Genomic DNA, 24,669 nt, shown 5'->3' on the forward strand with positions numbered 1-24,669 from the left:
ATCGGGCCCGGCCACCTGGTGGTACGCGAAGGTCAGTGCTTGTGCTCGGCGAGCTTCTTGCGTACGTCGTCCATGTCGAGCGCGCGGACCTGCTCGATGAGGTTCTCCAGCGCCGACTCCGGCAGGGCGCCCGGCTGGGCGAAGACGATCACGCCGTCGCGGATGGCCATGATCGTGGGGATCGACCGGATGTCGAACTTGGCGGCGAGTTCCTGCTGCGCCTCGGTGTCCACCTTGCCGAAGGTGATGTCGGAGTGCTTGTCCGACGAGCGCTCGTAGACCGGAGCGAACCGCTTACAGGGGCCGCACCACTCGGCCCAGAAGTCGACCAGAACGATGCCATCGCTCTCGGTCACCTGGTCGAAGTTAGCCGTGGTCAGCTCGACGGTTGCCATATGAGTCTCTCCGATCACCCGGAACAAGTTACGTCTGGTGGAACCCGGCAGCGACCTATCGCATTCCCGCCCGGCTCTCCCCGAAACCCGGTTGCCCGGCCCCGGTGGGGGCTTTGTCCGCATCGATCACCGTCGGTCCGCCGGGCGTTCCGCAGGACGCAAATGCATGTCGCAATTGCGTAACCAGCCGTGATGGGAGCGTTTCCAATGAGATCGATCGCCGATCGCTCTGCGACCAGGTAAATTCGGCGCTGACGAGCACCGATTCGACCTGCGGAGATCGCTTGAGGGCAGATGATCAATCACGCTCCGTAATGTAACAAAAAGATAAATGTGACCTCGGTCTCTGTGCGACCGGACAGGCGTACGGCAGAATCTTGAGACATCAGAGCGTGGGCGGCGGGTGCCGGGGAGGGCCCCGCCGCTCATTGCGTCCGGACCCCCGGCCCCTTCCGTTGATCATGAAGTTGACGGCAGTGGTTGATCTTCAAACTGCCGCCAACCTCATGATCAACCTTGGTGGAGCCGGCGGAGCGGGTTCGAGGTCCCGGTCGGGCGCATATGCTGGCTGCGGAGGTCCCGCCATGAGCGAGCGCTGCGAGCGAGAAATCGGGCTCGGTGCGGTGTTGCCGCACGCGGCCGAGCGGGGCAACGAGCTGAGCCAACGCAGCACACCGCAGGGCGGAGCGCCGGCATGAGCCGCTCGGTCGCCGACGAACCGCCCGCCCCCGAGCGCCGCGTCGCGCGTACCCGGGCAGGGCCCTATTCGACGACCGAGTGGGAACTGCTCACCAGCCTGCCGGGCCGGGTGATCGTGATCGCCGCCCAGCCCGGTCCGGGCCGGCCGCCCCGAGGGGTGACCGCCGGCATCGCCGGGCTGGACGCGGTGGCCGCCGGCCGGGCCTTCGACAGCGACCTGGTCCGGGCGGTGGTGGCCGAGATCTACGCCCGGCACGACGGCGCGTCGCTTCCCGCCGCGCTCACCGAGCTGGTGGACGTGCTCGCCGACTGCCGCAGAGCGGTCCGGGTGCTCGACCGGCGCGCCGATCCGGCCGACTCGGCGGCGTACCGGCAATGGGTCCAGTCGGTCGCGGCCCGGGTCTGCGGCACGGCATCCGGGGCGCTCCCGCCCGGCACGCTGGCCCCCGCCGAACGTCGCCTTCTCGACCGGCTCGGTGTCGCGCTCGGACTCCGTTAGACGACCGCCCGCCGACGCTGCCACCGCCACCCGCGCCGGTCTGCCCGCCGGGACCGGCCTGCGCGCCCGACCGGCGGGGCTGATCGGCGCGCCCGACCGGCGGGACCGGCCTGCGCGCCCGACCGGCGGGGCTGATCGGCGCGCCCGACCGGCGGGACCGGCCTGCGCGCCCGACCGGTGCTGCCGATCGGCGCGCCCGACCGGCCGTTCTACCCTGCGGGACCGACCGGCGGGACCGACTGGCGGGGGCGACTGGCGGGGGCGACCGGCGGCCGGCACGACCTCGGCTGCGGGAGCGTAACCTGCGTGACCGTGACCGGCGAGCAGCTTGACATCGGTGTGGGACCCTGGCTCGGGGATCCGCCCGACGACCCTCGGTACGACCCGGAACTGCTCGCCGAAGGCGACCGGCGCAACGTCGTCGATCGTTACCGGTACTGGCGGCGGGAGGCCGTGGTCGCCGATCTGGACCGCCGACGGCACGACTTCCACGTGGCGATCGAGAACTGGCAGCACGACCTCAACATCGGCACGGTGGTCCGCAACGCGAACGCGTTCCTCGCCGCCGAGGTGCACATCGTCGGCCGGCGCCGATGGAACCGGCGGGGCGCCATGGTGACCGACCGCTACCAGCACGTACGGCACCACGAGACGATCGAGCAGTTTGCCGCCTGGGCCACCCGGGAGGCGCTGCCGCTGGTCGGCATCGACAACCTGCCCGGTTCCCGTCCGCTGGAGACCACCACCCTGCCCCGGCGGTGTGTCCTGCTCTTCGGCCAGGAGGGTCCGGGCCTGTCGGACGCCGCGCGGGACGCCTGCGACCAGCTCTTTTCCATCGCCCAGTACGGCTCGACCCGATCCATAAACGCCGGCGTGGCGAGCGGGATCGCGATGCACGCCTGGATCCGCGCGTACGCCGGACCCCCGCCGGACTGAGCGACGGCCGGGACCGGAAGACGGCCGATCGTCGCGGGCAATCGGGTCGCTCCGCTTGACGGCTCGCCGCTGCCGGGTGACGGTGGTGTGGTGAGTGTTGCGGTGAGTTGCCCCAGATGCGGTGGATCCGTGCGGCCACCGGATCTGATGCACGCCGAGTCCCGCTGCCTCGACTGCGGGCCGGTCGCACCGCTGCACGTCCCGGAGCACATCGGGGCCGAGATCGTGGCCAGCGTCGTGGAGCGCATCCAGGCACAGGAGGAGCCTGGGCGGCCGGCGGTGCCGCTCTGGTGCCCCTGGCCGTTGCCGCCGGGCTGGACCACGACCGGCGTGGCGTGGGCGGGCGACGACCGGCTCGGAGTACGCGCCACCGCGGTCGCCTGCGCCGGCCCCGCGCCGCTCGGTGCGGGCCCCGCCGACCTGGTTTTCGTGGCCGAGGAGCCGGGAGTGGGACTCGGCGCGCGGTACGCGGGCGTACCCGGCCCGGACGCCGGCCCGGAATTGGCCGAGGCGTTGACCGAACCTGGCCCGGGGCATCCCGGTCATGTCGGGCGGGCAGCGGTCCGGGCGGCCGGCCACCCAACTCCACTGTGGTTGGTTAATTCCCGGACAGATCGAAGCGCGTACGTCGGCGAGGCTCGGGGATTGTGGCTGTATGCGATAGCCTGGCCGGCGAGCGCGGGACATCTGCTCGCCGAGGACGTGCTGCTGCACGACCTGGTCGAGTGGACACCATCCGAGCTCGTGTACGGCGCACCATCTCCGTACCTGCACGGGAAGGCTTGACAAGCCCCCCGGAATGTCGGAGAACGGACGCAGATATTCACGGTACGACACCACGCTGATACTCTGGGTGCCGCTGCGGTAATGGGACCCGGCGCCGCGCGAGAGGATGGCCCGCCATGGTCAAGAAGGTCCTCACCTGGGCCGGAATCGCATTCTTGATCTTCTTCGTCGCCTACCGGCCAAATTCCGCCGCAGACGTGTTCAAGTCACTGGGCGGCGGGATCATGGACATCGCCCAGGGCTTCGGCGACTTCTTCACCAGCCTGGTCGCCTAGCTACCGATGGGCAGCCCCTCCGGTCCGCCGTTCGATCCCGACGACCCAGACCGGGCCCGCCGGGAGCGCGACACCGAGCCGATTCCCCGGATCGACCCCGACGACGGTCCGTACGGCTCCGAAACCCGCCGTAGCGACGGCCCGATCTTTTCGGACGATGCCGGTTACGGCGACGGTCCGGGCTACGGCGGCGACCCCCGGTCGGGACGCGCCTGGGTGCGCGACCCGGAGGCTGGCTACCAGCCGCCGCAGATCTCCGAGGAGGAGTTGGCGGGGCTCCGGGCCGATGCCAGTGGGATGACCCCGCGCCGGGTCCTGCCACTTGAGGACGAGCCCAGCTCGCTTGTGGCGCGCTACCTCTTCCCGACCGAGCGCTACCGGGGCGAGTGGAAGCGACACTGGATCCACCTCGCCACCCCGCTCATCGTCGGCATCGCCGCCACCTTCGTGCTCGGCTACCTCTCCGGCTTCCTCGCCGGGCAGGACGTCGGTGCCCTCACCACCATCGCGGTCCTGCTCTGGTTCGCCGTGATGGGCTGGGTGGCCTGGCGGGTGGCCGACTGGTGGTACGACCGATTCATCCTGACCAACAAGCGGGTCATGGTGGTCAACGGCATCATCACCCGGCGGGTCGCGATGATGCCGCTGACCCGGGTCACCGACATGAAGTACGAGCAGTCGCCAGCCGGTCGCGCACTCAATTACGGCACCTTCGTGCTGGAGTCCGCCGGCCAGGAACAGGCACTGCGCGAGGTGAAGAACCTGCCCAACCCCAACGAGCTCTACCTGCGTGTGGTCGAGGAGATGTACGAGCCGCAGGCGGTCGAGGCCCGGCTGGGCAAGGAGCAGGACGAGGCCAAGGCCGACGACGGCGCCTGAGGGCTATCGACCGAACATCGGAGCTGTCGCGGAACCTTTCACTCTCGACCCACCTTGTCCGGCCGTGGCAGGCTGCCTGGCGGGATCAGGAACGGAGGTGGCGCGTGGCCGACAGCGACCCGCTGGAGGAGGAGTTCCGTGATTTCGTCACGGCCCGCTCCGGCGCGCTGCTGCGGAGCGCGTACCTGTTGACCGGGGACTGGGGCACCGCGGAGGACCTGCTCCAGACGGCGTTGACCAAGACGTACCTGGCCTGGAAGCGGCTCGGCGGGATCGAGGCGATCGAACCGTACGCCCGCCGGGTCATGGTCAACACCTCGACCAGTTGGTGGCGACGCCGCTGGCACGGCGAACGGCCGACCGCGGTGCTGCCCGAGCGGGCCGCCGCCGACGTGATCGAGCAGCAGCTCGACCGGGACGTGCTCTGGCGGCACCTGCGTGCGCTGCCCGCCCGCCAGCGTGCGGTGCTGGTGCTGCGTTTCTACGAGGACATGTCGGAAGCGCAGACCGCGGCTCTGCTGAACATCTCGCCGGGCACCGTCAAGAGCCAGACCTCCCGGGCACTGGCCACCCTGCGTCGGCGGATCGGCACGGAGGAGGCGCTCGTGCTGCCCGGCTCCGAGGCGCCGTCCGCCGCACCGCCGCCCACCGCCGTGCGGGCGACGACCGGCCGGTCCGGCGCGCGGACGACGGCCAACCGCTCCTCCGGTACGCCCGCCACGGCCAACCGTTCCGGTACGCCCGCCACGGCCAACCGCTCCTCCGGTACGCCCGCCACGGCTGGCCGGTTCGGGCAGCCATCGCCGGTGCCGGCCGGCGATCTGCCTGGCCGGCCCACGGCGCCAACGCCACCGGTCGCGCCGCCACCCGTCGAACATCCGCCTCCGGTCGCCGCGCAGCCGCGTGGTGCGCTGGCCGGAGAGCGTCGGTGAGCGCTGGTTCCGGAGGCCGTGACAACCCGAGCGGGCCTCCGGGTCGTTCCTTGAGCGTGGGGCAGGACGAACTGGAACAGGCCGTCCGGGAGGCGTTCTCCCGGCAGGCGGCGGTGTCGCGTACCCCCGCCAGCGATTCGGCCGCGGCGGTGATCCGGCGGGCGAACCGCATCCGACGTCGGCGCACCTTCGCCGGGACCGGGCTGGCCGCGGTGGCGGTCGTGCTCGCCACCGCCACGGCAATGCAGCTGGGCGGGCAACAGCCGCCGGTCGGGGGCACCGTCGTGATCGGCGAGCCGGATCTGGGACCGGCGGTGACCTGGACCCCGACCAGCCTGCCGACCGGCCCCGACACCCAGACCCCGCTCGCCGACGTCGACCTGGTGCTGGGCGGGGCGATCGCCACCGCACAGGGGCGGCGGATCACCCTCCTCGACACCGTCCGGATCGAGCGTGCGCACCGGCGGGCCGACGGTCGCGGTTGGCTGGCCGTCGGGCCGCCAAGCCTGGCCGGCCGCTTCCTGTGGTCGGTGGCACCGGACGGTGCCGTTCAGGCGCTGCTGGCCGGTGCCGACGAGATCGTGTTGGACGCGAAGGGTCAGCAGGTCGCCTGGAAGCAGGGCACCGCGCTGGCCGCCGCCAAGATCGTCAACGGCGATTTGGTCGCCACCGCACGCGCCGAGGTGCCGGCCGAGGCCGTGCCGCTGCGGTTCGTCGGCGGCTCCGTCCTGCTGCGGCTCGATCCCGGCCGCCCCGGGCATGCGCTGTGGCGCCTGCAACCCGGCCCGCTCGACCCCGGCACCGACCGGGCCAGCCGTCGGATCTTCGGCGCGTTGCCCGACGGACGCATCGTCGGCGAGATCACCCGCGGGGCGGCGAAGCGCAGCTGTCTGACCTTGCTCGACCCGGCGGGCCTCGCCCCGGCTGGTGCCGACTGCGGGCCCGAGGTGAGCGGCGACGGACCGGGCGCAGTGTCGCCGGACGGGCGCTGGCTACTTGTCAGCGGGCGGTCCGGAGGGCAGGACCGGACGGTCCTCGTCGACCTGCGCCGACTCGACCGGTCCACCGAACCGGTGCCGGCCGGGCCGGCCGCGACCGGTGCCGCGGTCTGGAGCACGGCCAGCACCGCCTACTACACCGATGCCGCCGGCCGGCTGATCCGCATCGACGTCGACCGGGTGACCGCCGGCCGCCCAGCGGATCCGGTCGCCCTTGCCGGCCTTCCCGCCGAGGTTCGCCCGGTGGTGGTGAGCGCAGGCTGAGCGGCCGTCCCCGGTAACCTCGGGCGATGATCGCCCGGATCGACCTGCACACCCATTCCACCGCCAGTGACGGCACGCTCAGCCCGGCCGAGCTGGTCCGGGCCGCCGCCGAGACCGGGCTGGACGTCGTGGCGATCACCGACCACGACACCACCGCCGGCTGGCAGTCGGCGCTGCGAGCGCTGCCCCCCGGACTGCGGCTGGTCCGTGGCGCTGAGCTGTCCTGCCGCTGGTTCGGTGAGCAGCCACCGCTGCCGCTGCACCTGCTGGCGTACCTCTTCGATCCGGATCATCCGGAGCTGGTGGCCGAGTTGGCCCGGGTGCGGACCGCCCGCGCGGAACGGGGCGAGCGGATCGTGGCGCTGCTGCGGGCCGACGGCATCGAGGTCAGCTGGTCGGAGATCCTGACCGGCGCGGGCGGCGGGACGGTCGGCCGGCCGCACATCGCCCAGGCGTTGATCCGGGCCGGCCTGGTCACCACCACCGTCGAGGCGTTCGGGCCGGACTGGCTTGGGGAACGGTACCGGCTGCCCAAGGAAGACATCGACGTCTTTCAGGCCGTACGGTTGATCCGCGCGGCGGGTGGCGTGCCGGTCTTCGCCCATCCGAAGGCCAGCCGGCGCGGCCGGGTCGCCCCGGACGAGCTGTTCGCCGAGCTGGCAGCGGTCGGCCTGGTCGGACTGGAAGCCGATCACGAGGACCATTCGCCCGCCGAGCAGGCACACGTACGCGGGCTCGCCGCCGAGCTGGGCCTGCTGGTGACCGGCTCGTCGGACTTCCACGGCAGCCACAAGACCGTCCGGCTGGGCGCCTTCACCACCGCCCCCGAGGCGTACGAGCAGATCGTCGCCGCCTCGTCCGGGGTGATCGAGGTTGCTTCGGGCTGACCTGCGATTTCGACGCCGGCACCCGACGCTACGGTGACCGGGTGGATCTCAAGCTCTTCGGCGAGGTCTTCGTGACCCTGCTGGTCATCGTCGACCCGCCGGGCATGATGCCGATCTTCCTCGCGCTGACCGGGCCGCTGTCGGCGCGGGAGCGCAACCGGGCGGCCTGGCAGGCGGTCGCACTGGCGCTCGGCGTCATCGTGATCTTCGCGGTTGCCGGGCAGACCCTGCTCGCCTACCTGCACGTCGACCTGCCGGCGTTGCAGGCGGCCGGCGGGCTGCTGCTGATCCTGGTCGCCCTGGAACTGCTGACCGGCAAGGCCGACGACCCGACCAAGCAGGCCACCTCGAACATCGCCCTGGTGCCGCTGGGCACCCCGCTACTGGCCGGACCCGGCGCGATCGTGGCCACCATGCTCTTCGTCCAGCAGGCCGAGGCGGCGGCGGACTACATCGCCGTCGCCACCGCGATCGTCGCGGTGATGCTTACCGTCTGGATCGTGCTGCGGTTCTCCGGCGGGATCGTCAAGATCCTGCGCCCGGGCGGTATCGAGGTGCTCACCCGGATCGCCGGCCTGCTGCTGGCCGCGATCGCCGTACAGCTCATCGCGGACGCGATCTTCGCCTTCGTGGCCGACTTCACCGGGGCGGGCTGACCGGCGGCACCCCACAGGCCGGGCTGACCGACCCGGCCGCCCGGGCCGGGGGCTGCTCCGTGGCTCGGGCCTGGCTGCTCCGTGGCTCGGGGTTGGCTGCGATGGCTCGGGCCTGGCTGTCGTGGCTCGGGCCGGGCTGTCGTGGCTCGGGCCGGGCTGTCCGAGCACGGGGCTGGCTGCGCGCTGCCCCGGCTCGGGCTGGTCGGGCTGCCTGCGCGGCGGGCGGGTCGACCGGGCCGGCGGGAGTGTCGGGGGTGGATGGCAGGATCACAGGCGTGCGACGAGCCTCCCCGACCGGACGACCTGCCGGCGGTCGCGCGCCCCGGCCCCGCAACGCGCCGCCCGAGCAGCTCGGCTTCGAGGGCATGCCGGAGCGGCTTTTTGTCTGCACCCCGAGCAAACTGGGCGCGTACGCCGACTGTCCACGGCGCTACCGCTACTCCTACGTCGACCGTCCCGCCCCGCCGAAGGGGCCGCCGTGGGCGCACAACTCGCTGGGCGCCAGCGTGCACACCGCCCTGAAGAACTGGTACGCCCTGCCAGCCGATCGGCGTCGCCCCGAAGTGCTGCCCACCCTGCTCAAGGGCACCTGGGTACGCGACGGCTACCGCGACGACGAGCAGGAACGCGAGGTCTACCGGCGGGCACTGGGCTGGCTGGAGGCGTACGTCGAGGGGCTCGATCCGGCCGACGAACCGGTTGGAGTGGAGCGGGTGGTCGCGGTGAAGACCGGGGTGCTGGCGTTCAACGGCCGGGCCGACCGGATCGACTCGCGGGCCGGTGACGCCGGCCCCGAGTTGGCGATCGTCGATTACAAGACCGGCCGGGCCGGACTGGACGCCGACGACGCGCGGGGCTCGCAGGCCCTGGCGCTCTACGCGTACGCGGCCGAGCGGGTGTTCCGCCGGCCGTGTCGCCGGGTCGAACTGCACCACCTGCCCAGCGGCACGGTCGCGGCACACGAGCACACCGTCGAGTCGCTGGCGCGGCAGGTGACCCGGGCCGAGGAGACCGCCCGCGACATCATGGCGGCCGAGCGGACCATCGCCGACGGCGGCGACCCGGACGAGGCTTTCCCGACCACGCCCGGGCCGCGCTGCGCCTGGTGCGACTACCGGCGCAGCTGCCCGGCCGGTGCGGCAGCCCCGGAGAAGGAGCCGTGGGCCGCCGTGGACCGCCCCCCGGAGCAGCGCTGACGGCCGGTCCGGATCAGGGCGTGACGCCTGTCGGGCCGTCGGCCAGCGGGGCGACTCGGGTCATGCATGGTGTGACGCTTGCCGGTGCCGGCCTGCTAAGCGACTCGGGTCATGGTGTGACGCTTGCCGGTGCCGGCCTGCTAAGCGACTCGGGTCATGGTGTGACGCTTGCCGGGCGGTCGGCCAGTCGGGCGACGCGTTCCTTGGCCGCACGCTGCATCGGGCCCTCCCGCCAGTCGCGTGGCAGCGCGGTGAGGGCGAGGCGCAGCGCGCGTACCGAGACGTCGGCCGAGAGAGCGGTGGTGGGCAGGCCCAGTCCGCCGTACAGTCGCCGGGCCCAGGCCGGCAAGAGCGCGAGCGCGGTGCCGGCGATGCCCAGGTAGGCCCAGCGGGGTGGCCCCAGGTTGAGCCCGAGCCGGGCGGGCAGGCTGAGCCGCCAGGGCAGCGGCGGCGCGGTCAGGAACAGGGCGGTCTCGGCGGCCTCCCGGGTCATCCGCAGCTGGGGCCGGACGCGCTGGTAGTACTCGGCCACCTCGGCGGCCGTGCCGGGGACCGTCTCCGGGTCCAGCCCGACCAGTGCGGCGGAGCGGCGCTGCTCGGTGTAATACCGGTCCACCTCGGCCGCGTCCAGCGGTACGCCGGCCCGGCGCGCGGTGTCGAGGAACGATTCCACCTCGGCGACGTGCACCCAACGCAGCAGGTCCGGCTCGTCGACCCGGAACCGTTCGCCGGTGGCCGGGTCCACCGCCGTCAGCCTGGCGTGCAGCCGGCGGAGCCGCCGCCCCGCCTCCTCCGCCTCGGCAGTGGTGCCGAAGATCGTGCTACCCACGTAGTCGGCGGTGCGGATCAGCCGGCCCCAGGCGTCCCGGCGGTAGTTGCTGTTCTGCGCCACTCCGGCCATCGCCCTCGGGTGCAGGGCCTGAAGATAGAGCGACCGCAGGCCGGCGACGAACAGGATCGGCTCGGCGTGCAGCTTCCAGGTGACCGAATCGGGACCGAACAGGCCGACGTCAGGGGCTTCCACCAACCAAGCGTGCCACGCCCGGCCGGGTAGCTCAGTCGTGGGCGTCGCGGCGGGCCGGGTAGCTCAGTCGTCGGCGTCGCGGCGGGCCGGGTAGCTCATTCGTGGGCGTCGCGCCCGGCCGGGTAGCTCAGTCGTCGGCGTCGCGGCGGGCCTGGCAGGCGGGACATAACCCCCAGAAGGTCACTTCCGCCTCGTCCACCTGGAAACCCTGGGCAGGTCCCGGGTCGAGGCACGGGGCGCTGCCGACCGCGCAGTCGACGTCGGCGATCTCGCCGCAGCTGCGGCACACCACATGATGATGGTTGTCGCCGACCCGGGCCTCGTAGCGAGCGGGACTGCCGGCCGGCTCGATCCGGCGGGACAGGCCGGCTCGGGACAGCGCGCCCAGCACGTCGTAGATCGCCTGGGTGGAGACGGAGTCGAGGCGCTCGCGTACCCGTCGGGTGATCTCGTCGACCTCCAGGTGGCCGCCGCCGGCCAGGACGTCGAGCACGGCGAGACGCGGCCGGGTGACCCGCAGCCCACGCGACCGGAGCAGCTCCTCACCCCTGGACATGCGTCAATGACAGCACGGCCCTGGTGACGCGACAACCGGGGTGTTCTGCCTGCCGGCCCGGCCGCCCCGCACTCCGCCGGCACCGGGCCGGCTGAACCGAGCCGATCGATCGCGCGTGTGCACCAGGAGAGCTCTGGGCGGGCGGACGACACCGCCGTACCCTGACTCTCCACGATCACCTATCGCCGGAGGTCCGATGTTCGAAAAGGTGCTGGGTCTGCCCGCGCACGTGCTGGTCGTACACGCGGTCGTGGTCTTCGTTCCGCTGCTGGTGCTGCTCGCCGTCGCGTACATCGCGTTGCCCCGGTTCCGGGCACGGCTGGACTGGGCGTTGTGGATCCTGGCGGTGGTCGCGCCGGTCACCGCCTGGGTCGCCGAGGAATCCGGGGAGGCGCTTCAGGAGCGGCAGATCGCGCGGGGCTTCTCCGGCGAGATCCTGGAGAAGATCAACGACCATGCCGAGTACGGCGGACTGCTGTTCCGGTACACACTGGGTCTCGCCGTGGCGGTCATCGCGCTGCTCGTGGTGACCAGCCGGCACCCTCGGGTGGCGAAGCTGCCGCGCTGGGTGTCGCCAGTGTTGTCGATCGTGGTGGTGGCGCTGGGTGTGGTCGCCATCGTCTACGTCTGGCTGACCGGCCACTCGGGTGCCGAGATGGTCTGGGGCAACACCTTCGACTAGCGCCGCCGGCTCACCGTAGGGCCCGGGTGCAGAGCAGACAGACCAGCAGGAACAGGACGACGGCGGCGACCACCCCCAGCGTCCAGGTCACCCGCTGCGCACGCTGCTCCTGGGCGTCCAGGGCGGCCATGTCCTGGGCCGGCAGTTGCCGTGGTGGGTTCGCCCGCAGCTGCACCTCGGGCCGCCAGCCGGCCGGTGGCGCGACGGTGGGCGGCGGCCCACCGTAGGCGGGTGGCGCGGAGGTCGGTGGTATCGGCGGTTGCCCGGTGCCGCCGGCCTGGGCCGGGCGGTCCGCCGGTGCGCTGGGCGGTGACCCGGCGCCGGGTTCGGGCCGGCGCCACTGGTCGTCGGACGCCGGGCCGGATCGGGGGGTCGTCACGGCCTCCGACGCTACCAACCGCCGCGCCGCCCGTCGGCCAGGCCGCGCCGCGCTGCGTTACCCTTGCCGCTCGTGAGTACGCGGGATCCCGGCAGGCGGGGCGACGACGACCGTACGGTCGACCTGAGCGACGACATGGTGGTGCTGCCCGAGCAGACCGCCGACGACACCGACCGCGGTTGGGGAGAGTCGGCGGGCGGCAACGACGAGCGCCTGCTCGCCGAGCGCCCACCGCACTGGGACTGACCCGCCCACCACCCCGCTTCGCCCGGCGGCGTCACCCACTCACCCGCTCACCTGCTCCGCGCGGCGGTGCCCCGCACTCACCCGCTCACCTGCTCCGCGCGGCGGCGCCCCGCACTCACCCGCTCACCTGCTCCGCGCGGCGGCGCCCCGCACTCACCCGCTCACCTGCTCCGCGCGGCGGTGCCCCGCACTCACCCGCTCACCTGCTCCGCGCGGCGGTGCCCCGCACTCACCCGCTCACCTGCTCCGCGCGGCGGCGCCCCGCACTCACCCGCTCACTCGCTTCGCGCGGCGGTGCGATCGATGCGGTTGGGGCGGTGGGGTGTTAAGAAGGGGCCCCTTTACCGCACCAGGCGTTAATAAGGGGCCCTTCCTTGCGTCAGCTGGTGGCGGTGGCTGCCGGGGACTTGCTCGCGCCGCCGGAGGAGCCGGTCGACGAGCCACTGGTGGATCCGGACGACGGGGTGCTCGACGAGGAGGTCGAGGTCGTCGAGCCGGCGGACGACGAGTCGGACTTCTCGGACTTGCCGCTGGTTGCACTCGACGAGGTGTCCGAGCCGGAGCTGCGGGAGTCGGTGCGGTAGAAGCCGGAGCCCTTGAAGACGATGCCGACGGAGTTGAACAGCTTTCGCAGCCGCCCCTCGCATGCCGGGCAGTCGGTCAGCGGCTCGTCAGAGAAGGACTGCACCGCCTCGAGCTGGTGACCGCACGCGGTGCAGGCGTACTGGTACGTGGGCACGTTCTCCTCCGGATCTGACACGGCCGGTTGGCACTCGACGTATTCGAGTGCCAATGGTGCGTCATTGGCCCCCGGTTCGTCCAGCGGAAGTGTGGGGCACGACACCCGGGGGTGCCGGCAGCGCGTACCGGCCGCCGGGGGTGATCGCCGCGCGCACCGGTCGGTCGTGTGGTTCGGCGGGCAGCGCGTCCAGCAGTTCGCCGTCGTGCAACGGCACCACCGTGTAGGCGGTGGCGGGCAATCGGGCCAGGGCGCGGTCGTAGGAGCCGCCACCCCGACCGAGGCGTACGCCCCGACGGTCCACCGCCAGCGCGGGCACGACGACCAGTTCGGCGGCGGCGATCGCGACCACCCCGAGGCGGGGCGTGGCCGGTTCGCGGATGCCTCGACCGGCGGCCACCATCGCCGCCGGGCCGGCCCAGGTGGCCCAGTCCAGATCCAGGTCGTCGCGGAGAACCGGCAGGATCAACTGCGCCCCGGCGGGCAGCGCCGCGGCGAGCACCGCTGGCAGGTCCGGTCCGCCGGGCTCGGTGCCGACCGGCGCGTACGCGGCCATCCGCCCCGGCCGCAGGCGGCGTACCAGGGCGACCAACTCGGTCTGAACCCGTTCCGCCGCGTCCCGGCGGGCGGCCTCGGACAGGGCTCGGCGGCCGGCGAGCAGCGCGCCGCGCCGCGCCCGCTTCGCCTCACGTGTCACTTCCGCGTCCTGCGCAAATTCCGGCACGCAACACTCCTCACGCAACGCCTGTATCGCGGTCGCTCTGTGTCAGCATCGCAAGCGACGGTCGCAACTTCCGGGGGGAAGTGTTGACGCTACGCGGGCGGTTGACCGCAGCCTTCCTGGCTGTGGCGTTCGGCCCGGTCCTGCTCGGTGCGGTCTTCGTCGCCTCCACCGTGGCGGCGGTGGATCGTAGCCGCGCCACGGAGCGGTTGGCGGTGGCCGCCACGGCCGTGCGTACCTCGATAGACGCACTCTGCCAGCAACTGCGCGCCGCAGCCGACGCGGTCGCCCTCACCGCCGACCACGCCGGGGCAGCCGCCCAGGTGGTCGACCGGGGACTCGCCGCCGCCGTACAGGTGACCGACGTGACCGGCCGGGTCAGCTACGCCACCCCGAACCTCCCGCCGGCACCCTGGCGGGACTGCACCGCCTCGACACCGCTCGGCGGACCGGCGGGGGCGCTGGTGGCCCAGGTGGAACTGCGCGACACCACCGGTGCGGCGCTGGGTACGGTCGCCGCCGCGCAGCCGGTCGACCCGGCGCTGGTGGCGCGGTTGGCGGCGGTGACCGGGGTCGCGGTGACGCTGCTCGACGGTGCCGCCCCGCCGATGCAGGTGGCCCACACCACCGAGTCCGCCGGCGGCCGGGACGCCGTGCTCGCCGCTGCCGCGTCCCTGCACGACGATCGGGTCACCAGCACCACCGACGGCCGCTACCTGCGCCGGGCCGGCCCGACCGCCGGGCAGCCGCTGCCATTGGTGCTCTCGGTACCCAGCGACCAACCGCCCGGCCTGTACGCGGTCCTGGTCGCGGTGGTGCTGGCGGCTGCCCTGCTGGGCGTGGCCGCCGCCTGGCGGCTGGCCCGGGTGAGCACCCGGCCGCTGGTGGAACTGGCCGGTGCGGTGGACCGGGTGGTCGCCGGTGACCTGACCGCCCGGGTGCCGGTCCGTGGTGGTGACGAGATCGGCCGGCTGGCCGATGCCGTCAACCGGCTGACCCGTGAGACCGGTGGTTACCTGGCGGCGCTGGCCAGCAGCCGGGACCAGTTGCGCGGGCAGCTCGCCGTGCTCGGCGACACCCTGGCCAGCACCCACGACCTGCAACGGATCCTGCGGGTGACCCTGCACAGCGCGCTGGCGGCGACCGGTGCCCGAGCCGGGGCGGTGCTGCTCACCGGGCCGGGCGACGGGCTCGTCGCGCAGTGCACCGAAGGGTTCGAGGGGTGGCGGCCCGGCACCGAGCCACCCCGGGTGCCGTTGGCCACCGGCGCGATCGGTGCCGTCGCGGTGACCGGGCAGCCCTGCCGGGGCCGGTTGCCGACCGACGCCGGGCCGCCCGGTGAGCCGCGTTGCCGGACGTACGTCGCGGTGCCGCTGGCCGGGCCCGGGACGGCAGGGGAGACTCGACCCGCCGAGGCGGCGGTGCCCGTCACCGGGACCGTTGCCAACGGGGCCGGGACCGCCGCCACGCTTGGCGTACTCGCCCTCTACGACCGGCTCGGCGGCGACGAGTTCGACGACGAGGATCTGGCCACCCTGCGCACCTTCGCCGCACACGCGGCAGTGGCGGTGCACAACGTACGCGTCCACGAGGAGACCCAGCGGCTGTCGCTCACCGACCCGCTGACCGGGCTGTGGAACTACCGCTACCTGCGCGAGTCGCTGCGTCGGGAGGTGGAACGGGCCAACCGGTTCGGGCGGATGGTGAGCGTCCTCGCGCTCGACCTGGACCGGTTCAAGTTGGTGAACGACACTTATGGCCACGCGGCCGGCGACCACGTGCTTGTCGAGTTCGCCCGCCGGGTACGCGGCGAGATCCGGGAGGTGGACCTCGCCTTCCGGCAGGGTGGGGAGGAGTTCGTGGTGCTGTTGCCGGAGACCGACGCCCGAGGCGCGGCGATCGTCGCCGAGCGGCTCGGCGCGGCCATCCGCACCACCCCGGTGGCGGTGGTGGGGCATGCCGGGGTGCCGGAGTCGATCCCGGTCACCGTCTCCATCGGCATCGCCGTCTATCCCGATCATGCCGACACCGGACCACGGGTGCTGGAGGCGGCGGACGAGGCGCTCTACGCGGCCAAGGCCTCCGGTCGGGACACCTGGCGGGCCGCACCCACCCGTCCGGGCGGCGAACCGGCCGGGGCGGGTGCCGTCGGCACCGGCAGAACCGGTCAGGCGGGCGGCGCGTCTTCCGGTCCTCACCCGCCGAGTTACCGCCATGGCCGATAGTCTCGCGACATGTCGGAGCACTCAGCGAACCCCTCAGCGGCCGCCGCCACCGGTCGCCCCCGAGCCGTCAAAGCCGTCATTCCGGCCGCGGGCCTGGCGACCCGGTTCCTGCCGGCCACCAAGGCGGTTCCCAAGGAACTGCTGCCGGTTGTCGACCGTCCGGTGTTGCAGTACATCGTCGAGGAGGCGGCCCAGGCCGGCATCGGCGACGTGTTGCTGATCACCGGCCGGGGCAAGACGTCGATGGTCGACCACTTCGACCGCCGCCCCGACCTGGAAGAGCGGCTCGCGGAAAAGCCCGACCTGCTCGCCGCCGTCAAGCGGACCGAGGAGATCGCCGCCATCTACACCTGCCGGCAGCCGGAGCAGCTCGGCCTCGGCCACGCGGTCGGGTACGCCGAGTCGCACGTCGGCGACCAGCCCTTCGCGGTGCTGCTCGGCGACGAGTTCGTCAAGCTCTCCGAGCCGCTGCTGCCGGCCATGCTGGAACTTCAGGCCCGCACGGGTGGCGTGGTGCTCGCCTTCTTCGAGGTCGATCCGGCCGAGACCAAGCGGTACGGCATCGCCTCGGTCGAGCCCGCCGAGGCCGAGTTGACCGACATCGGCGAGGTCGTGAGGGTGACCGGCATGGTCGAGAAGCCGAAGCCGGAGGAGGCGCCGAGCAACCTCGCCGTGCTCGGTCGCTACGTGCTGCCCGGCAAGATCTTCGACGCCATCCGACGGACCCCGCCCGGCAGCGGCGGCGAGATCCAGCTGACCGACGCGATGGAACTGCTGCGTACCGAGGGCACACCGGTGCACGCGATCGTCTACCGGGGCACCCGCTACGACACCGGGATGCCGCTGGGCTATCTCCAGACCGTGGTCCAGATCGCCGCCGAACGCGAGGACCTGGGCAGCGAGTTCCGCAAGTGGCTGGCCGAATTCGTCAACTCCGACGCGTCGGGCGGTCCGAATACATGACCGCGCCGGCCGACGCCGAGGCGGCCGAAAACGGGTTGACGCGGCTCGCCGACTACCTGGGCAGCGTGCTGCGCAGGTTACGCGCGCTGCCTCCGCTCGACCTCGACCTCACCCAGGCGTACGGCAATGTCCTCGCCGAGGACGTCGTCGCGCCGCACGCCTTCCCGGCCTTCGACCAGGCAGCGGTCGACGGTTACGCCGCGCGCTGGGAGGACATCGCGGGCGGGGCCCGGGGTGCCGGCTACGTCCCGGCCCAGTCCGGTGGGCCGGGAGGCCGCACGGTACGGCTCAACGTGGTCGGTGATCTCGGCGCGGCCAGTTGGCGGCCGGTCCGGCTCACCCCGGGCTCGTGTTTCTCGGTCGCCGCAGGTGCGCCGTTGCCGATCGCCGCAGACGTGGTGGTGCCGGTGGAATGGACCGACCAGGGCATGGCGGCGGTGGAGATCTTCCGCGCCCCGAAGCGAGGGTACGGAGTACGCCGGGCCGGCGAGGAGGTGGCGGCCGGTGCCGTGCTCGCCCCCTCCGGCACGTACGTCTCACCCGCCCTGGTCGCGGTGCTGGCCGCCACCGGGATCGGGCACGTGGTGGTCCGACCCAGCCCACGGGTGGTCATCGTGGCCACCGGCGACGAACTGGTCGACGTGGGCCGGGGCAGCCAGCCCGGCCAGGTGGTGGACGCCAACTCGCACGCGTTGACCGCTGCGGCGGCGGAGGCGGGCGCGTTGGCGTACCGGGTGGGCATCTGTGACGACGACCCGGAGGGGCTGCGCGGGCTGCTGGAGGACCAGACCCTGCGCGCCGACCTGATCATCACGACCGGCGGGACCGGCACCGGCCCGGGTGACATGGTCCGACGCATCCTGTCCCGCCGAGACGGCGGCCGGGCCGGCCCGGTCACCTTCACCGACGTGGCGCTCTATCCGGGCACCGCGCTCGGCTTCGGCACCGTCGGCGCCGAGGAGGTGCCGGTGGTCTGCCTGCCCGGCGACCCGGGTGCCGCGATGATCGGCTTCGAGGTGCTGGCGCGCCCGGCGATCAACCTGCTCGCCGGCGCCGAGCCGGTGTTCCGGCCCAGTGTGCGGGCACACCTGCTGGAGACCGTCTCGTCGCCGGCCGGGCTGCGCGAGTTCCGGCCCGCCCACGTCGCCGAACGGCGTGGCGGGGGATACACTGTCCAACCGCTCAACGGCGGCCCGTTCACCCTCTCCGGCCTGGCAGAGGCGAACGGCCTTCTCGTTCTTGGCGAGCGGGTGACCGCAGCCGCCGCCGGCTCCACCGTGGACGTGCTGCTGCTGGACCGCCGACGGTGAATCGCCGCTGACGCTCGGGTTTGGAGGATCGGTGCGGTTCAGACGGGCACCCGGCTGGCCGGTGGTGCTCGCCGACGGCCCGGTACTGCTGCGGCCGTACCGGCGTTCGGACGCGACGCCCTGGTCGGAGGTGCGCCGCGCAAACCGCGACTGGCTGGCCCCCTGGGAGTCCTCGCTGGCCGGTGACTGGGCCGAGCTGAACTCGCCGGCCACCTTCCGCTGGGTCTACCGCGACCAGCGACGCTCGGCGCGTACCGGCGAGGGGATGCCGTTCGCGGTCTGCCTCCACGAAGACGGCGAAGAGCGGTTCGTCGGCCACCTCAACGTGGGCAACATCGTCCGGCGCGCTTTCTGCTCCGGCTACGTCGGATACTGGGTGGACCGCCGGGTGGCCGGCCGTGGCGTGATCCCCACCGCGCTCGCCCTCGCCGTCGACCACGCCTTCGGCCCCGGTGGCCTGCACCGGGTGGAGGTGAACATCCGGCCGGAGAATCTGCCGTCCCGCCGCGTGGTGGAGAAGCTCGGCTTCCGCGAGGAGGCGTACCACGCGCGCTACATGCACATCGACGGTGCCTGGCGCGATCACATCGGGTACGCGATGACCAGTGAGGAAGTCGCCGCCGAGGGCGGCCTGTTGGCCCGTTGGCACCGGCTGCGCGCCGGTACCTGGTGAGCCGTCCCACGTCCGGGATCGGCGCGGCGCAGTTGTTCCGAGGGCGGTGACCCGTAACCTCAGGTAACTGCAAGCTGCGGCAAGCGCTGCCCGACCTGCACGATTCACGCCGCCGGCACCGGTCGGTGGAAGATCCTGCGGCCGGGCGGTGGTTGCTCCGAATTCGGTGACGGGAGGGGTGAGGGTGCCGACCTCGGTGCTCCTCGCCGTCCTCGCCGCCGCCGGTCTGCTCGCCCTCGCTCCGGCGTTGGTCCGCCGGTACGACGCCGCCGAGCGGCTGGTGGCGGAGCGGGCGCAGTCGACGGCGCGGGTGCTCGAGCGCCGTCGACGACGTCGCACTGTCCCGGGCCGGCGCCCGGTCAACGCGCCCCGCACCCTGGTCGTCACCCTCAGTGAGGATGCCAGCTCGGGCGCGCTCGCCGCCCCGGTCTCCGGCCCGCCCGCCGCCCGCCGCTCAGGTGGCGAGCCCGGCGGCGGGCGGCGTTCCGGTCGGCCGAGCCGGCTGCGCGCCGTACCGTCGGTCAGCGGCCGATCCCGCCGCCGCCCGGACCGGCGTCGCCAGCACACCCCCGCCGTCTACCGCCGTCGCCGGGTGCTCGCCGCGCTGGTCCTGCTCAACGCCGTCGAACTGGTAGGCGTGCTGGTGGTCGGTCCCGGCTTCTGGATCAGTTTCGCGGTCACCGGCACCCTCCTGATCGTGTACGTCGCCCACCTGCGCGCCCGCGCGGTCGCCGAGCGCCGCCGCCGTCGCGCCCGCGCCCGCGAGGCCGCCTGGCTGGCCGCCCGCCAGGCCGAGGTACGCCGGGAACAGGCCCGTCGCGCCGCCGCCCGCCGCGAGGCGCAACGTCGCCTGGCCGCCCAGCGGGAGGCCGTCCGGCGTACCGCCATGGGCCTGGACCGCCCCGCCGACCTCCCGGCGGCGGCCAACGGCGGCTCCGTCTCCTACCGCCGCACCGGCGGCCTCCGCGGTCGCCCCTACGAAACCGGCCGCGGCATGTAAGGCGGCATGTAAGGAAGGGCCCCCTTTTAACGCCTGCGGTAGAGGAAGGGCCCCTTATTAACACTGCCGGTGGGCGCCGCGCTTGCGGGAGTCAACACTGCGGGCGGGCCGCCGCCCGAGCGGCACGTGGGGAGCGGCACACGATGATCGTGCCGGCCCGCCCGGTGGTGCCAACACGGTGCCAACACCGGTGGGCGGGGCGGTTCGCGGCCGGGACGGTCGACCTGTTAGCCTTGTCGCCGGCCCGCCCGGTGTAAGCCGGGTGGGACCGACGCCGGTCCGCCGGCGGAGGGGCTGTGGCGCAGACCGGTAGCGCACCTCGTTCGCATCGAGGGGGTCAGGGGTTCAAATCCCCTCAGCTCCACCCAGTTCAGAGGCCGTTTCCGCAAGTCGGAGACGGCCTTTTTCGGACTTGTCCCGCGGCGGCCAACCCGGAGAGCGCGTACGCCCAGGTCGGCTCGTCGGGGTAGCCGTCCGGGAACTGTCAGGCGGCCAGTGCCCAGGCGATCAACGCGAAGATGACCAGGACACTCCAGTTGACCCCGACGGGTACGCCGGCGTCAGTCGAACAGCCGGTCGAGCGCTTCCTGTTCGAGGTCGCGCCAGCGCTGGGCGTCCTTCAGTGCCTTGGCGATCTCCTTCTCCTCAAGATGGTGGGCGCCCTCCTCGCGGATGCACGCGACGCTGAACGGCCCGCCGACCGAAGGCGAGGTCCGTTCCAGCGACTCCAGTACCCGTACCACGCCCACCACGCCGTACTCGACGGTGCGGGTGGTCATCCGGAAGTGGGACAGCAGCGCGCCGGCCTGCTGGGCCATGGGCGCGCCGGAGCCGATGGCGTGGAAGCCCACGTCTTCGTAGCGGCCGATGAGCCCGTTGGGGTTGATCTCCACGATCCACGGTCCGCCCTGGCTGTAGCCGGCCGCGAGCAGGTACGCCGACACTCCGCCGCCGCCGTCCTCGCCGGGCACCTCCGGGATGTATTTCTCGTAGTGCTTCTTGAAGACGGGCAGGACGCGCTCCTGCAACTCGTCGCCGATGTCGGGTGCTTCGAGGATTGCGGTGGCCGAGTCCTGGAGGAGCGGGCGCAGGTCGTTGAGTACGCCTCGCGCGCCGCTGCCGCCCCAGGCGGCGCAGGAGCCCAGCGGGTGCAGCTTCTGGGCGGGGAAGCTCAGACCGCGGTCGCTCTCGGTGATCTGGGAGTCCGCGCCGATCACCACCCCGTCGCTACAGACGACAGCGAGTACGACGGTCATGGGGTCCTCCAGGGCAGGGGTATGAGGTTGGGCGCGAGGTACCCGGCATCCCGCGTGCCTACACCCCGACGGGTGTCGGCCCGTTCGCTGCCCCGGACGAGAATCCCCCTCCCGCCGCACAGGAGAGGACTCTCAGGCCGACCGGGCGGGCGGGGTGCTGGCGGCCGGTCAAGCGGTGGCCGGAATGACCAGTACGATGACGAGCCGCTCGGCGAGAAGTGGATACGCTCGCGGTCGTGACGCACGAGAAGGAGATCACTGAGCCGATCGACCTGTGCCTGGCCAACGGGCGGCTGCGTCCCGCCGCGGTGGGTTGGAGCCGGCGTCCCGTACACCGGGCGAACCTGCGCGGCTGGGGCCGCAACAAACGCTGGGAGTACTGGGGAATCGTCACGCCGCGCCACATCGTCGGCCTGGTCGCCTCGTCGCTGGACTACGCCGGGGTGCACAGCCTCTACGTGCTCGACCGTACGACGAATGTCGAGACCGACCGGAGCGTGGTGGTTCCCTTCGCTCGGGGCACCGTTTTCCCGCCGGTAAGCGGGGTGGGTGTGGTGCGGGCCCGTGGCGGCGGGATCTCGATCGACATCGACCAGGCGGTGACCGGGACCACGATCCGCGCCGCTGCCCCGGACATCGAGGTCGATCTGGTGGTGGCGCTGCCGGAGGGGAACGAGTCGCTCAGCGTGGTGGTGCCCTGGAGCACCCGCCGCTTCCAGTACACGGTCAAGGACGTCGGTCGCCCGGTACGCGGCAAGCTGCGGGTCAACGGGGAGGACCACGTGATCGCCGAGGCCGACTCGTTTGCCGTCCTCGACCACGGGCGCGGCCGGTGGCCGTACGCGATCCGCTGGAACTGGGCTGCCGGCAGCGGCCCGGGCCGGGCCATCCAACTCGGCGGACGGTGGACCGACCGCACCGGCTCCACCGAGAACGGCCTCTTCGTCGACGGCCGGCTGCACAAGATCGGCGATGACCTGCGCTGGGAGTACGACCGCGCCGACTGGCTGCGGCCGTGGCGGATCAGCGGTGCACGGGTGGCCGTGCGGTTCCATCCCTTTCACGAGAAGGTCGCCCGGACCAATCTCGGTGTGCTCGCCAACGAGACGCATCAGTGCTTCGGGCACTTCACCGGTTGGGCGACGACCGACGACGGCGAGCGGATCGACCTGGACGGGCTGGTCGGCTGGGCCGAGGAGGCGCGCAACCGCTGGTAGCGCGCGGGCCAGGCCGGGGCACGTGAATCGCACCGGTGCGGTGGATCAATTTTCTACGCGTGCCGCCGGTGGCCGCAGTACACAGAACTCGTTGCCGTCGTGGTCGGCGAGCACGTGCCAGGCCCAGCCGTCTTCTTCGATGCAGGTTTCGGTAATGCGCCGCGCGCCCAGCGACATCAGCCTGGTCACCTCTGCTTCCAGGTCGGGCACGCGCAGATCCAGGTGCATTCTGTTCTTCTGTGCCTTCGGCTCGGGGACTCGCTGCAACAGCAGCTCGACGCCGTTGCCGTCGGCTGGCAGCAGGCGCCGGTAGCGCCCGGGCGAGAGGGGTCCGGCCACGTATCCGAGCACCTGGGACCAGAACGTCCCCGCACGATCGAGGTCGGCACAGTCCAGGACCACCGCGAGGACGACGTCGTGCCGTCCGCCGAACCGAGCCGGTCCTTCGGTCATGACAGCAGGCTAGCCCGCCGGCTTCGGGTACGCCGACCGACCCGCATGATCCATGTCCTGAGTCGACTGTCAGGATTGCGGTATGACGGTTCAATTCGCCGGCCGGGTTGCGCTGGTCACAGGTGGCAGCCGCGGGATCGGCGCCGCCGTCGCGCGACGGCTGGCCGAGGACGGCATCCACGTCGCGTTCACCTACCGCGCCGCGGAGGCGAGCGCGAAGGCCGTGCTTGCCGACATCGAGGCGTACGGGCGTAGCGGCCTGTCGATCAGTGCGGACAGCGCCGATCCGGCGGCGGTGGTCGGTGCCGTCGAGCGGACCGTTGCCGAGTTGGGGCGGCTGGACATCCTGGTCAACAACGCCGGGGTGTTCGCGGGTGGGCCGATCGAGTCGGTCAGCTTCGACGACCTCGACCGGGCCGTCGCGGTGAACGTACGCGGGGTCTACCTGGCCACCCAGGCGGCGGTACGCCACATGGGCGCGGGCGGCCGGATCGTCAACATCGGCAGCAGCTTCGCCAGCCGAGTGCCGGCTCCCGGGGTGAGCGCGTACGCGATGACCAAGAGCGCGGTCAACGGGCTGACCCGGGCACTCGCCCGCGAACTCGGCCCGCGCGGGATCACCGTCAACCTGATCCTGCCCGGCTCGACCGACACCGACATGAACCCGGCGGACAGTGCCGGCGCCGACGCGCAGCGGTCGCACATCGCCCTCGGCCGGTACGCGTCACCGGCCGACGTGGCAGCCACGGTGAGTCACCTGGTGGGGGACGGCGGACGGCACATCACCGGCGCGTCGATCGCCGTCGACGGCGGCGCGACGGCCTGAACGTCGCGTCGGCCTCAACGCGCGTCAGCCTGAACGTCGCTCGGCCTGGAGGCGCGACGGCCTGAACGTCGCGTCGGCCGGTCAGGTCGTAGGCTCCTGTCGCAGCTGGGTGGCGGTGCGGACGAGCCCGGCGACGGCCCGGGAGCGGCTGTGCGGCGGCCAGGCGAGCACGGTGGTGACGTGCGGTGCGTCGGTGAGCGGGACGGCGGTGTGCGCGTTCCACAGCCACGATCGGGACGAGGCGCAGAGGACGGCCATGGTGCGTCCGAGGGCGATCAGCTGCGCCAGTTGCGACTGGTCGTGGATCTCGGGGCCCGGGCCGGGCTCGTACGTGCCGTCCTGCCGGGGCCAGCGGGCGACCGGCAGCTCCGGTACGTCGCTGATCTCGGCCATGCTCAGGGACGTACGCGCGGCGAGGGGATGCCCGGCGGGCACGATGGCGACCTGGTGTTCGGTAAGCAGGTCCTCGGTGTCGAGGCTGGCGAGGTCGTCGAAGGGGCGCTGCATGAGGGCGACGTCGGCGCGGCCGTCGCGCAGCATCCGCGCCTGTTCGCCCATGCGGCAGAGCAGCACGTCGACCTCGACCGCGCCAGGTTCGGCGGCGTGGGCGTCGAGCAGCTTCCGCAACAGCTCGTGATTCGCCCCGGCCTTCGTGGCAAGCGTCAGGTGGTTCGGGGCGGACGCGGCCCGGCGGGTACGGCGGGCGGCTGCGGCGGTGGCGTCGAGGATGGTGCGAGCCTCGTCGAGCAGCACCTGACCTGCGCCGGTGAGGGTGACGCCCCGGCGGTTGCGGTCGAGCAGGGTGACGCCGAGGCGCCGTTCCAGCTGCTGTATCGCCCGGGACAGCGGTGGCTGGGCGATGCCGAGGCGCTCGGCCGCCCGGCTGAAGTGCAGTTCCTCGGCGACCGTGACGAAGTACCTGAGTTCGCGGGTCTCCAGAGTGTCCACGACAGCGACGATACTGCGGTGATACCGGCCGGGTATGACAGCGCACCCA

The 24,669-nt window shown here is 72.6% G+C and carries 27 protein-coding genes, 1 tRNA gene and 2 pseudogenes; 20 read left to right on the forward strand and 10 right to left on the reverse strand.

Annotation, left to right across the window (positions count from 1 at the left end; translation table 11 throughout):
- Positions 1-32: 32 nt before the first annotated feature.
- Positions 33-395 (reverse strand): thioredoxin, encoded by a 363-nt coding sequence (gene trxA, locus QQG74_RS03760; RefSeq protein WP_341718903.1) that lies wholly within the window; start codon positions 393-395, stop codon positions 33-35.
- Between the two features lie 694 nt (positions 396-1,089).
- Between trxA and QQG74_RS03765 the strand changes: the two genes are divergently transcribed.
- The 10 genes from QQG74_RS03765 to QQG74_RS03810 all read left to right on the forward strand — a co-directional run bounded on the left by QQG74_RS03765 (position 1,090) and on the right by QQG74_RS03810 (position 9,402).
- Positions 1,090-1,593: a hypothetical protein gene (locus tag QQG74_RS03765; protein WP_341718904.1), complete on the forward strand. Its 504-nt coding sequence runs from the start codon at positions 1,090-1,092 to the stop codon at positions 1,591-1,593.
- Positions 1,594-1,905: 312 nt separating this feature from the next.
- A complete protein-coding gene (locus QQG74_RS03770) occupies positions 1,906-2,529 on the forward strand; it encodes an RNA methyltransferase (RefSeq protein WP_341721121.1) in 624 nt (207 codons plus the stop codon).
- A 102-nt stretch (positions 2,530-2,631) separates the two neighbouring features.
- A complete protein-coding gene (locus tag QQG74_RS03775; RefSeq protein WP_341721122.1) occupies positions 2,632-3,315 on the forward strand; it encodes a DUF6758 family protein in 684 nt (227 codons plus the stop codon).
- A gap of 116 nt (positions 3,316-3,431) precedes the next feature.
- Positions 3,432-3,590 (forward strand): hypothetical protein, encoded by a 159-nt coding sequence (locus tag QQG74_RS03780; protein WP_007455302.1) that lies wholly within the window; start codon positions 3,432-3,434, stop codon positions 3,588-3,590.
- Positions 3,591-3,596: 6 nt separating this feature from the next.
- Positions 3,597-4,469 (forward strand): PH domain-containing protein, encoded by an 873-nt coding sequence (locus QQG74_RS03785; RefSeq protein ID WP_341718905.1) that lies wholly within the window; start codon positions 3,597-3,599, stop codon positions 4,467-4,469.
- A 104-nt stretch (positions 4,470-4,573) separates the two neighbouring features.
- Positions 4,574-5,401 carry a SigE family RNA polymerase sigma factor gene (locus tag QQG74_RS03790; protein ID WP_341718906.1) on the forward strand — a complete coding sequence of 276 codons (828 nt, stop codon included), beginning with the start codon at positions 4,574-4,576 and terminating at the stop codon, positions 5,399-5,401.
- Between the two features lie 50 nt (positions 5,402-5,451).
- Complete coding sequence (locus QQG74_RS03795; protein WP_341718907.1) at positions 5,452-6,663, forward strand: hypothetical protein; 1,212 nt, start codon at positions 5,452-5,454, stop codon at positions 6,661-6,663.
- Positions 6,664-6,689: 26 nt separating this feature from the next.
- A complete protein-coding gene (locus QQG74_RS03800; protein ID WP_341718908.1) occupies positions 6,690-7,550 on the forward strand; it encodes a PHP domain-containing protein in 861 nt (286 codons plus the stop codon).
- Positions 7,551-7,591: 41 nt separating this feature from the next.
- Positions 7,592-8,206 carry a MarC family protein gene (locus tag QQG74_RS03805; protein ID WP_341718909.1) on the forward strand — a complete coding sequence of 205 codons (615 nt, stop codon included), beginning with the start codon at positions 7,592-7,594 and terminating at the stop codon, positions 8,204-8,206.
- 275 nt (positions 8,207-8,481) lie between these two features.
- Positions 8,482-9,402: a PD-(D/E)XK nuclease family protein gene (locus tag QQG74_RS03810; protein WP_341718910.1), complete on the forward strand. Its 921-nt coding sequence runs from the start codon at positions 8,482-8,484 to the stop codon at positions 9,400-9,402.
- 154 nt (positions 9,403-9,556) lie between these two features.
- Here the strand turns inward: QQG74_RS03810 and QQG74_RS03815 are convergent, their stop codons facing one another.
- Both QQG74_RS03815 and QQG74_RS03820 read right to left on the reverse strand, forming a co-directional pair.
- Positions 9,557-10,426 (reverse strand): oxygenase MpaB family protein, encoded by an 870-nt coding sequence (locus QQG74_RS03815; RefSeq protein ID WP_341718911.1) that lies wholly within the window; start codon positions 10,424-10,426, stop codon positions 9,557-9,559.
- 127 nt (positions 10,427-10,553) lie between these two features.
- Positions 10,554-10,982 carry a Fur family transcriptional regulator gene (locus tag QQG74_RS03820; protein WP_341718912.1) on the reverse strand — a complete coding sequence of 143 codons (429 nt, stop codon included), beginning with the start codon at positions 10,980-10,982 and terminating at the stop codon, positions 10,554-10,556.
- 196 nt (positions 10,983-11,178) lie between these two features.
- Here QQG74_RS03820 and QQG74_RS03825 point away from each other — a divergent pair, with 196 nt between their 5' ends.
- The gene (locus QQG74_RS03825; RefSeq protein ID WP_341718913.1) at positions 11,179-11,664 is read left to right on the forward strand and encodes a DUF2231 domain-containing protein; all 486 of its coding nucleotides are present in this window, start codon (positions 11,179-11,181) and stop codon (positions 11,662-11,664) included.
- A gap of 10 nt (positions 11,665-11,674) precedes the next feature.
- On the opposite strand, the gene QQG74_RS03830 is transcribed toward QQG74_RS03825, so the two are convergent.
- Positions 11,675-12,043 carry a hypothetical protein gene (locus tag QQG74_RS03830; RefSeq protein WP_341718914.1) on the reverse strand — a complete coding sequence of 123 codons (369 nt, stop codon included), beginning with the start codon at positions 12,041-12,043 and terminating at the stop codon, positions 11,675-11,677.
- A 72-nt stretch (positions 12,044-12,115) separates the two neighbouring features.
- Between QQG74_RS03830 and QQG74_RS03835 the strand changes: the two genes are divergently transcribed.
- The gene (locus QQG74_RS03835) at positions 12,116-12,289 is read left to right on the forward strand and encodes a hypothetical protein (protein ID WP_341718915.1); all 174 of its coding nucleotides are present in this window, start codon (positions 12,116-12,118) and stop codon (positions 12,287-12,289) included.
- Positions 12,290-12,668: 379 nt separating this feature from the next.
- Here QQG74_RS03835 and QQG74_RS03840 read toward each other — a convergent pair whose 3' ends face one another.
- The gene (locus tag QQG74_RS03840; RefSeq protein WP_341718916.1) at positions 12,669-13,049 is read right to left on the reverse strand and encodes an FmdB family zinc ribbon protein; all 381 of its coding nucleotides are present in this window, start codon (positions 13,047-13,049) and stop codon (positions 12,669-12,671) included.
- A gap of 40 nt (positions 13,050-13,089) precedes the next feature.
- Positions 13,090-13,725, reverse strand: a complete 636-nt coding sequence (locus QQG74_RS03845; RefSeq protein WP_341718917.1) for a 5-formyltetrahydrofolate cyclo-ligase — start codon at positions 13,723-13,725, stop codon at positions 13,090-13,092.
- 110 nt (positions 13,726-13,835) lie between these two features.
- On the opposite strand from QQG74_RS03845, the pseudogene QQG74_RS03850 reads away from it, so the two are divergent.
- The 6 genes and pseudogenes from QQG74_RS03850 to QQG74_RS03875 all read left to right on the forward strand — a co-directional run.
- Positions 13,836-15,851 (forward strand): annotated as a pseudogene (locus QQG74_RS03850) (diguanylate cyclase); the annotation flags it as partial.
- Between the two features lie 132 nt (positions 15,852-15,983).
- Entirely contained in the window at positions 15,984-16,937 is a 954-nt protein-coding gene (locus QQG74_RS03855) for a UTP--glucose-1-phosphate uridylyltransferase (protein ID WP_341718918.1), read from the forward strand.
- Positions 16,934-18,247: a gephyrin-like molybdotransferase Glp gene (gene glp / locus QQG74_RS03860; protein ID WP_341718919.1), complete on the forward strand. Its 1,314-nt coding sequence runs from the start codon at positions 16,934-16,936 to the stop codon at positions 18,245-18,247. Before QQG74_RS03855 ends, glp begins: the two co-directional genes overlap by 4 nt.
- Before the next feature lie 31 nt (positions 18,248-18,278).
- Positions 18,279-18,920, forward strand: coding sequence for a GNAT family protein (locus QQG74_RS03865; protein ID WP_341718920.1), 642 nt, complete (start codon positions 18,279-18,281; stop codon positions 18,918-18,920).
- A 178-nt stretch (positions 18,921-19,098) separates the two neighbouring features.
- Positions 19,099-19,920: a hypothetical protein gene (locus tag QQG74_RS03870; protein ID WP_341718921.1), complete on the forward strand. Its 822-nt coding sequence runs from the start codon at positions 19,099-19,101 to the stop codon at positions 19,918-19,920.
- Positions 19,921-20,210: 290 nt separating this feature from the next.
- Positions 20,211-20,284 (forward strand) — tRNA-Ala (locus QQG74_RS03875).
- Between the two features lie 54 nt (positions 20,285-20,338).
- On the opposite strand, the pseudogene QQG74_RS03880 reads toward QQG74_RS03875, so the two are convergent.
- Positions 20,339-20,476, reverse strand: a pseudogene (locus tag QQG74_RS03880) (site-2 protease family protein); the annotation flags it as partial.
- A gap of 4 nt (positions 20,477-20,480) precedes the next feature.
- Complete coding sequence (locus QQG74_RS03885) at positions 20,481-21,176, reverse strand: proteasome protein (RefSeq protein WP_341718922.1); 696 nt, start codon at positions 21,174-21,176, stop codon at positions 20,481-20,483.
- A 236-nt stretch (positions 21,177-21,412) separates the two neighbouring features.
- On the opposite strand from QQG74_RS03885, the gene QQG74_RS03890 reads away from it, so the two are divergent.
- Positions 21,413-22,393 carry a DUF2804 domain-containing protein gene (locus tag QQG74_RS03890; RefSeq protein WP_341718923.1) on the forward strand — a complete coding sequence of 327 codons (981 nt, stop codon included), beginning with the start codon at positions 21,413-21,415 and terminating at the stop codon, positions 22,391-22,393.
- Between the two features lie 45 nt (positions 22,394-22,438).
- Here QQG74_RS03890 and QQG74_RS03895 read toward each other — a convergent pair whose 3' ends face one another.
- Entirely contained in the window at positions 22,439-22,846 is a 408-nt protein-coding gene (locus tag QQG74_RS03895) for a VOC family protein (RefSeq protein WP_341718924.1), read from the reverse strand.
- Positions 22,847-22,928: 82 nt separating this feature from the next.
- On the opposite strand from QQG74_RS03895, the gene QQG74_RS03900 reads away from it, so the two are divergent.
- Positions 22,929-23,672 (forward strand): SDR family oxidoreductase, encoded by a 744-nt coding sequence (locus QQG74_RS03900; RefSeq protein WP_341718925.1) that lies wholly within the window; start codon positions 22,929-22,931, stop codon positions 23,670-23,672.
- Between the two features lie 81 nt (positions 23,673-23,753).
- Here the strand turns inward: QQG74_RS03900 and QQG74_RS03905 are convergent, their stop codons facing one another.
- The gene (locus QQG74_RS03905) at positions 23,754-24,611 is read right to left on the reverse strand and encodes a LysR family transcriptional regulator (RefSeq protein WP_341721123.1); all 858 of its coding nucleotides are present in this window, start codon (positions 24,609-24,611) and stop codon (positions 23,754-23,756) included.
- Positions 24,612-24,669 lie beyond the last annotated feature (58 nt).

It is taken from the genome of Micromonospora sp. FIMYZ51 (genome assembly GCF_038246755.1).
Taxonomy (GTDB): Bacteria; Actinomycetota; Actinomycetes; order Mycobacteriales; family Micromonosporaceae; genus Micromonospora.

Coding starts and splice junctions, on each gene's coding strand:
- QQG74_RS03855 (WP_341718918.1), top strand. CDS start 15,984: ATGTCGGAGCACTCAGCGAACCCCTCAGCGGCCGCCGCCACCGGTCGC.
- QQG74_RS03885 (WP_341718922.1), bottom strand. CDS start 21,176: ATGACCGTCGTACTCGCTGTCGTCTGTAGCGACGGGGTGGTGATCGGC.
- QQG74_RS03900 (WP_341718925.1), top strand. CDS start 22,929: ATGACGGTTCAATTCGCCGGCCGGGTTGCGCTGGTCACAGGTGGCAGC.
- QQG74_RS03820 (WP_341718912.1), bottom strand. CDS start 10,982: ATGTCCAGGGGTGAGGAGCTGCTCCGGTCGCGTGGGCTGCGGGTCACC.
- glp (WP_341718919.1), top strand. CDS start 16,934: ATGACCGCGCCGGCCGACGCCGAGGCGGCCGAAAACGGGTTGACGCGG.
- trxA (WP_341718903.1), bottom strand. CDS start 395: ATGGCAACCGTCGAGCTGACCACGGCTAACTTCGACCAGGTGACCGAG.
- QQG74_RS03785 (WP_341718905.1), top strand. CDS start 3,597: ATGGGCAGCCCCTCCGGTCCGCCGTTCGATCCCGACGACCCAGACCGG.
- QQG74_RS03800 (WP_341718908.1), top strand. CDS start 6,690: ATGATCGCCCGGATCGACCTGCACACCCATTCCACCGCCAGTGACGGC.
- QQG74_RS03825 (WP_341718913.1), top strand. CDS start 11,179: ATGTTCGAAAAGGTGCTGGGTCTGCCCGCGCACGTGCTGGTCGTACAC.
- QQG74_RS03765 (WP_341718904.1), top strand. CDS start 1,090: ATGAGCCGCTCGGTCGCCGACGAACCGCCCGCCCCCGAGCGCCGCGTC.
- QQG74_RS03895 (WP_341718924.1), bottom strand. CDS start 22,846: ATGACCGAAGGACCGGCTCGGTTCGGCGGACGGCACGACGTCGTCCTC.
- QQG74_RS03780 (WP_007455302.1), top strand. CDS start 3,432: ATGGTCAAGAAGGTCCTCACCTGGGCCGGAATCGCATTCTTGATCTTC.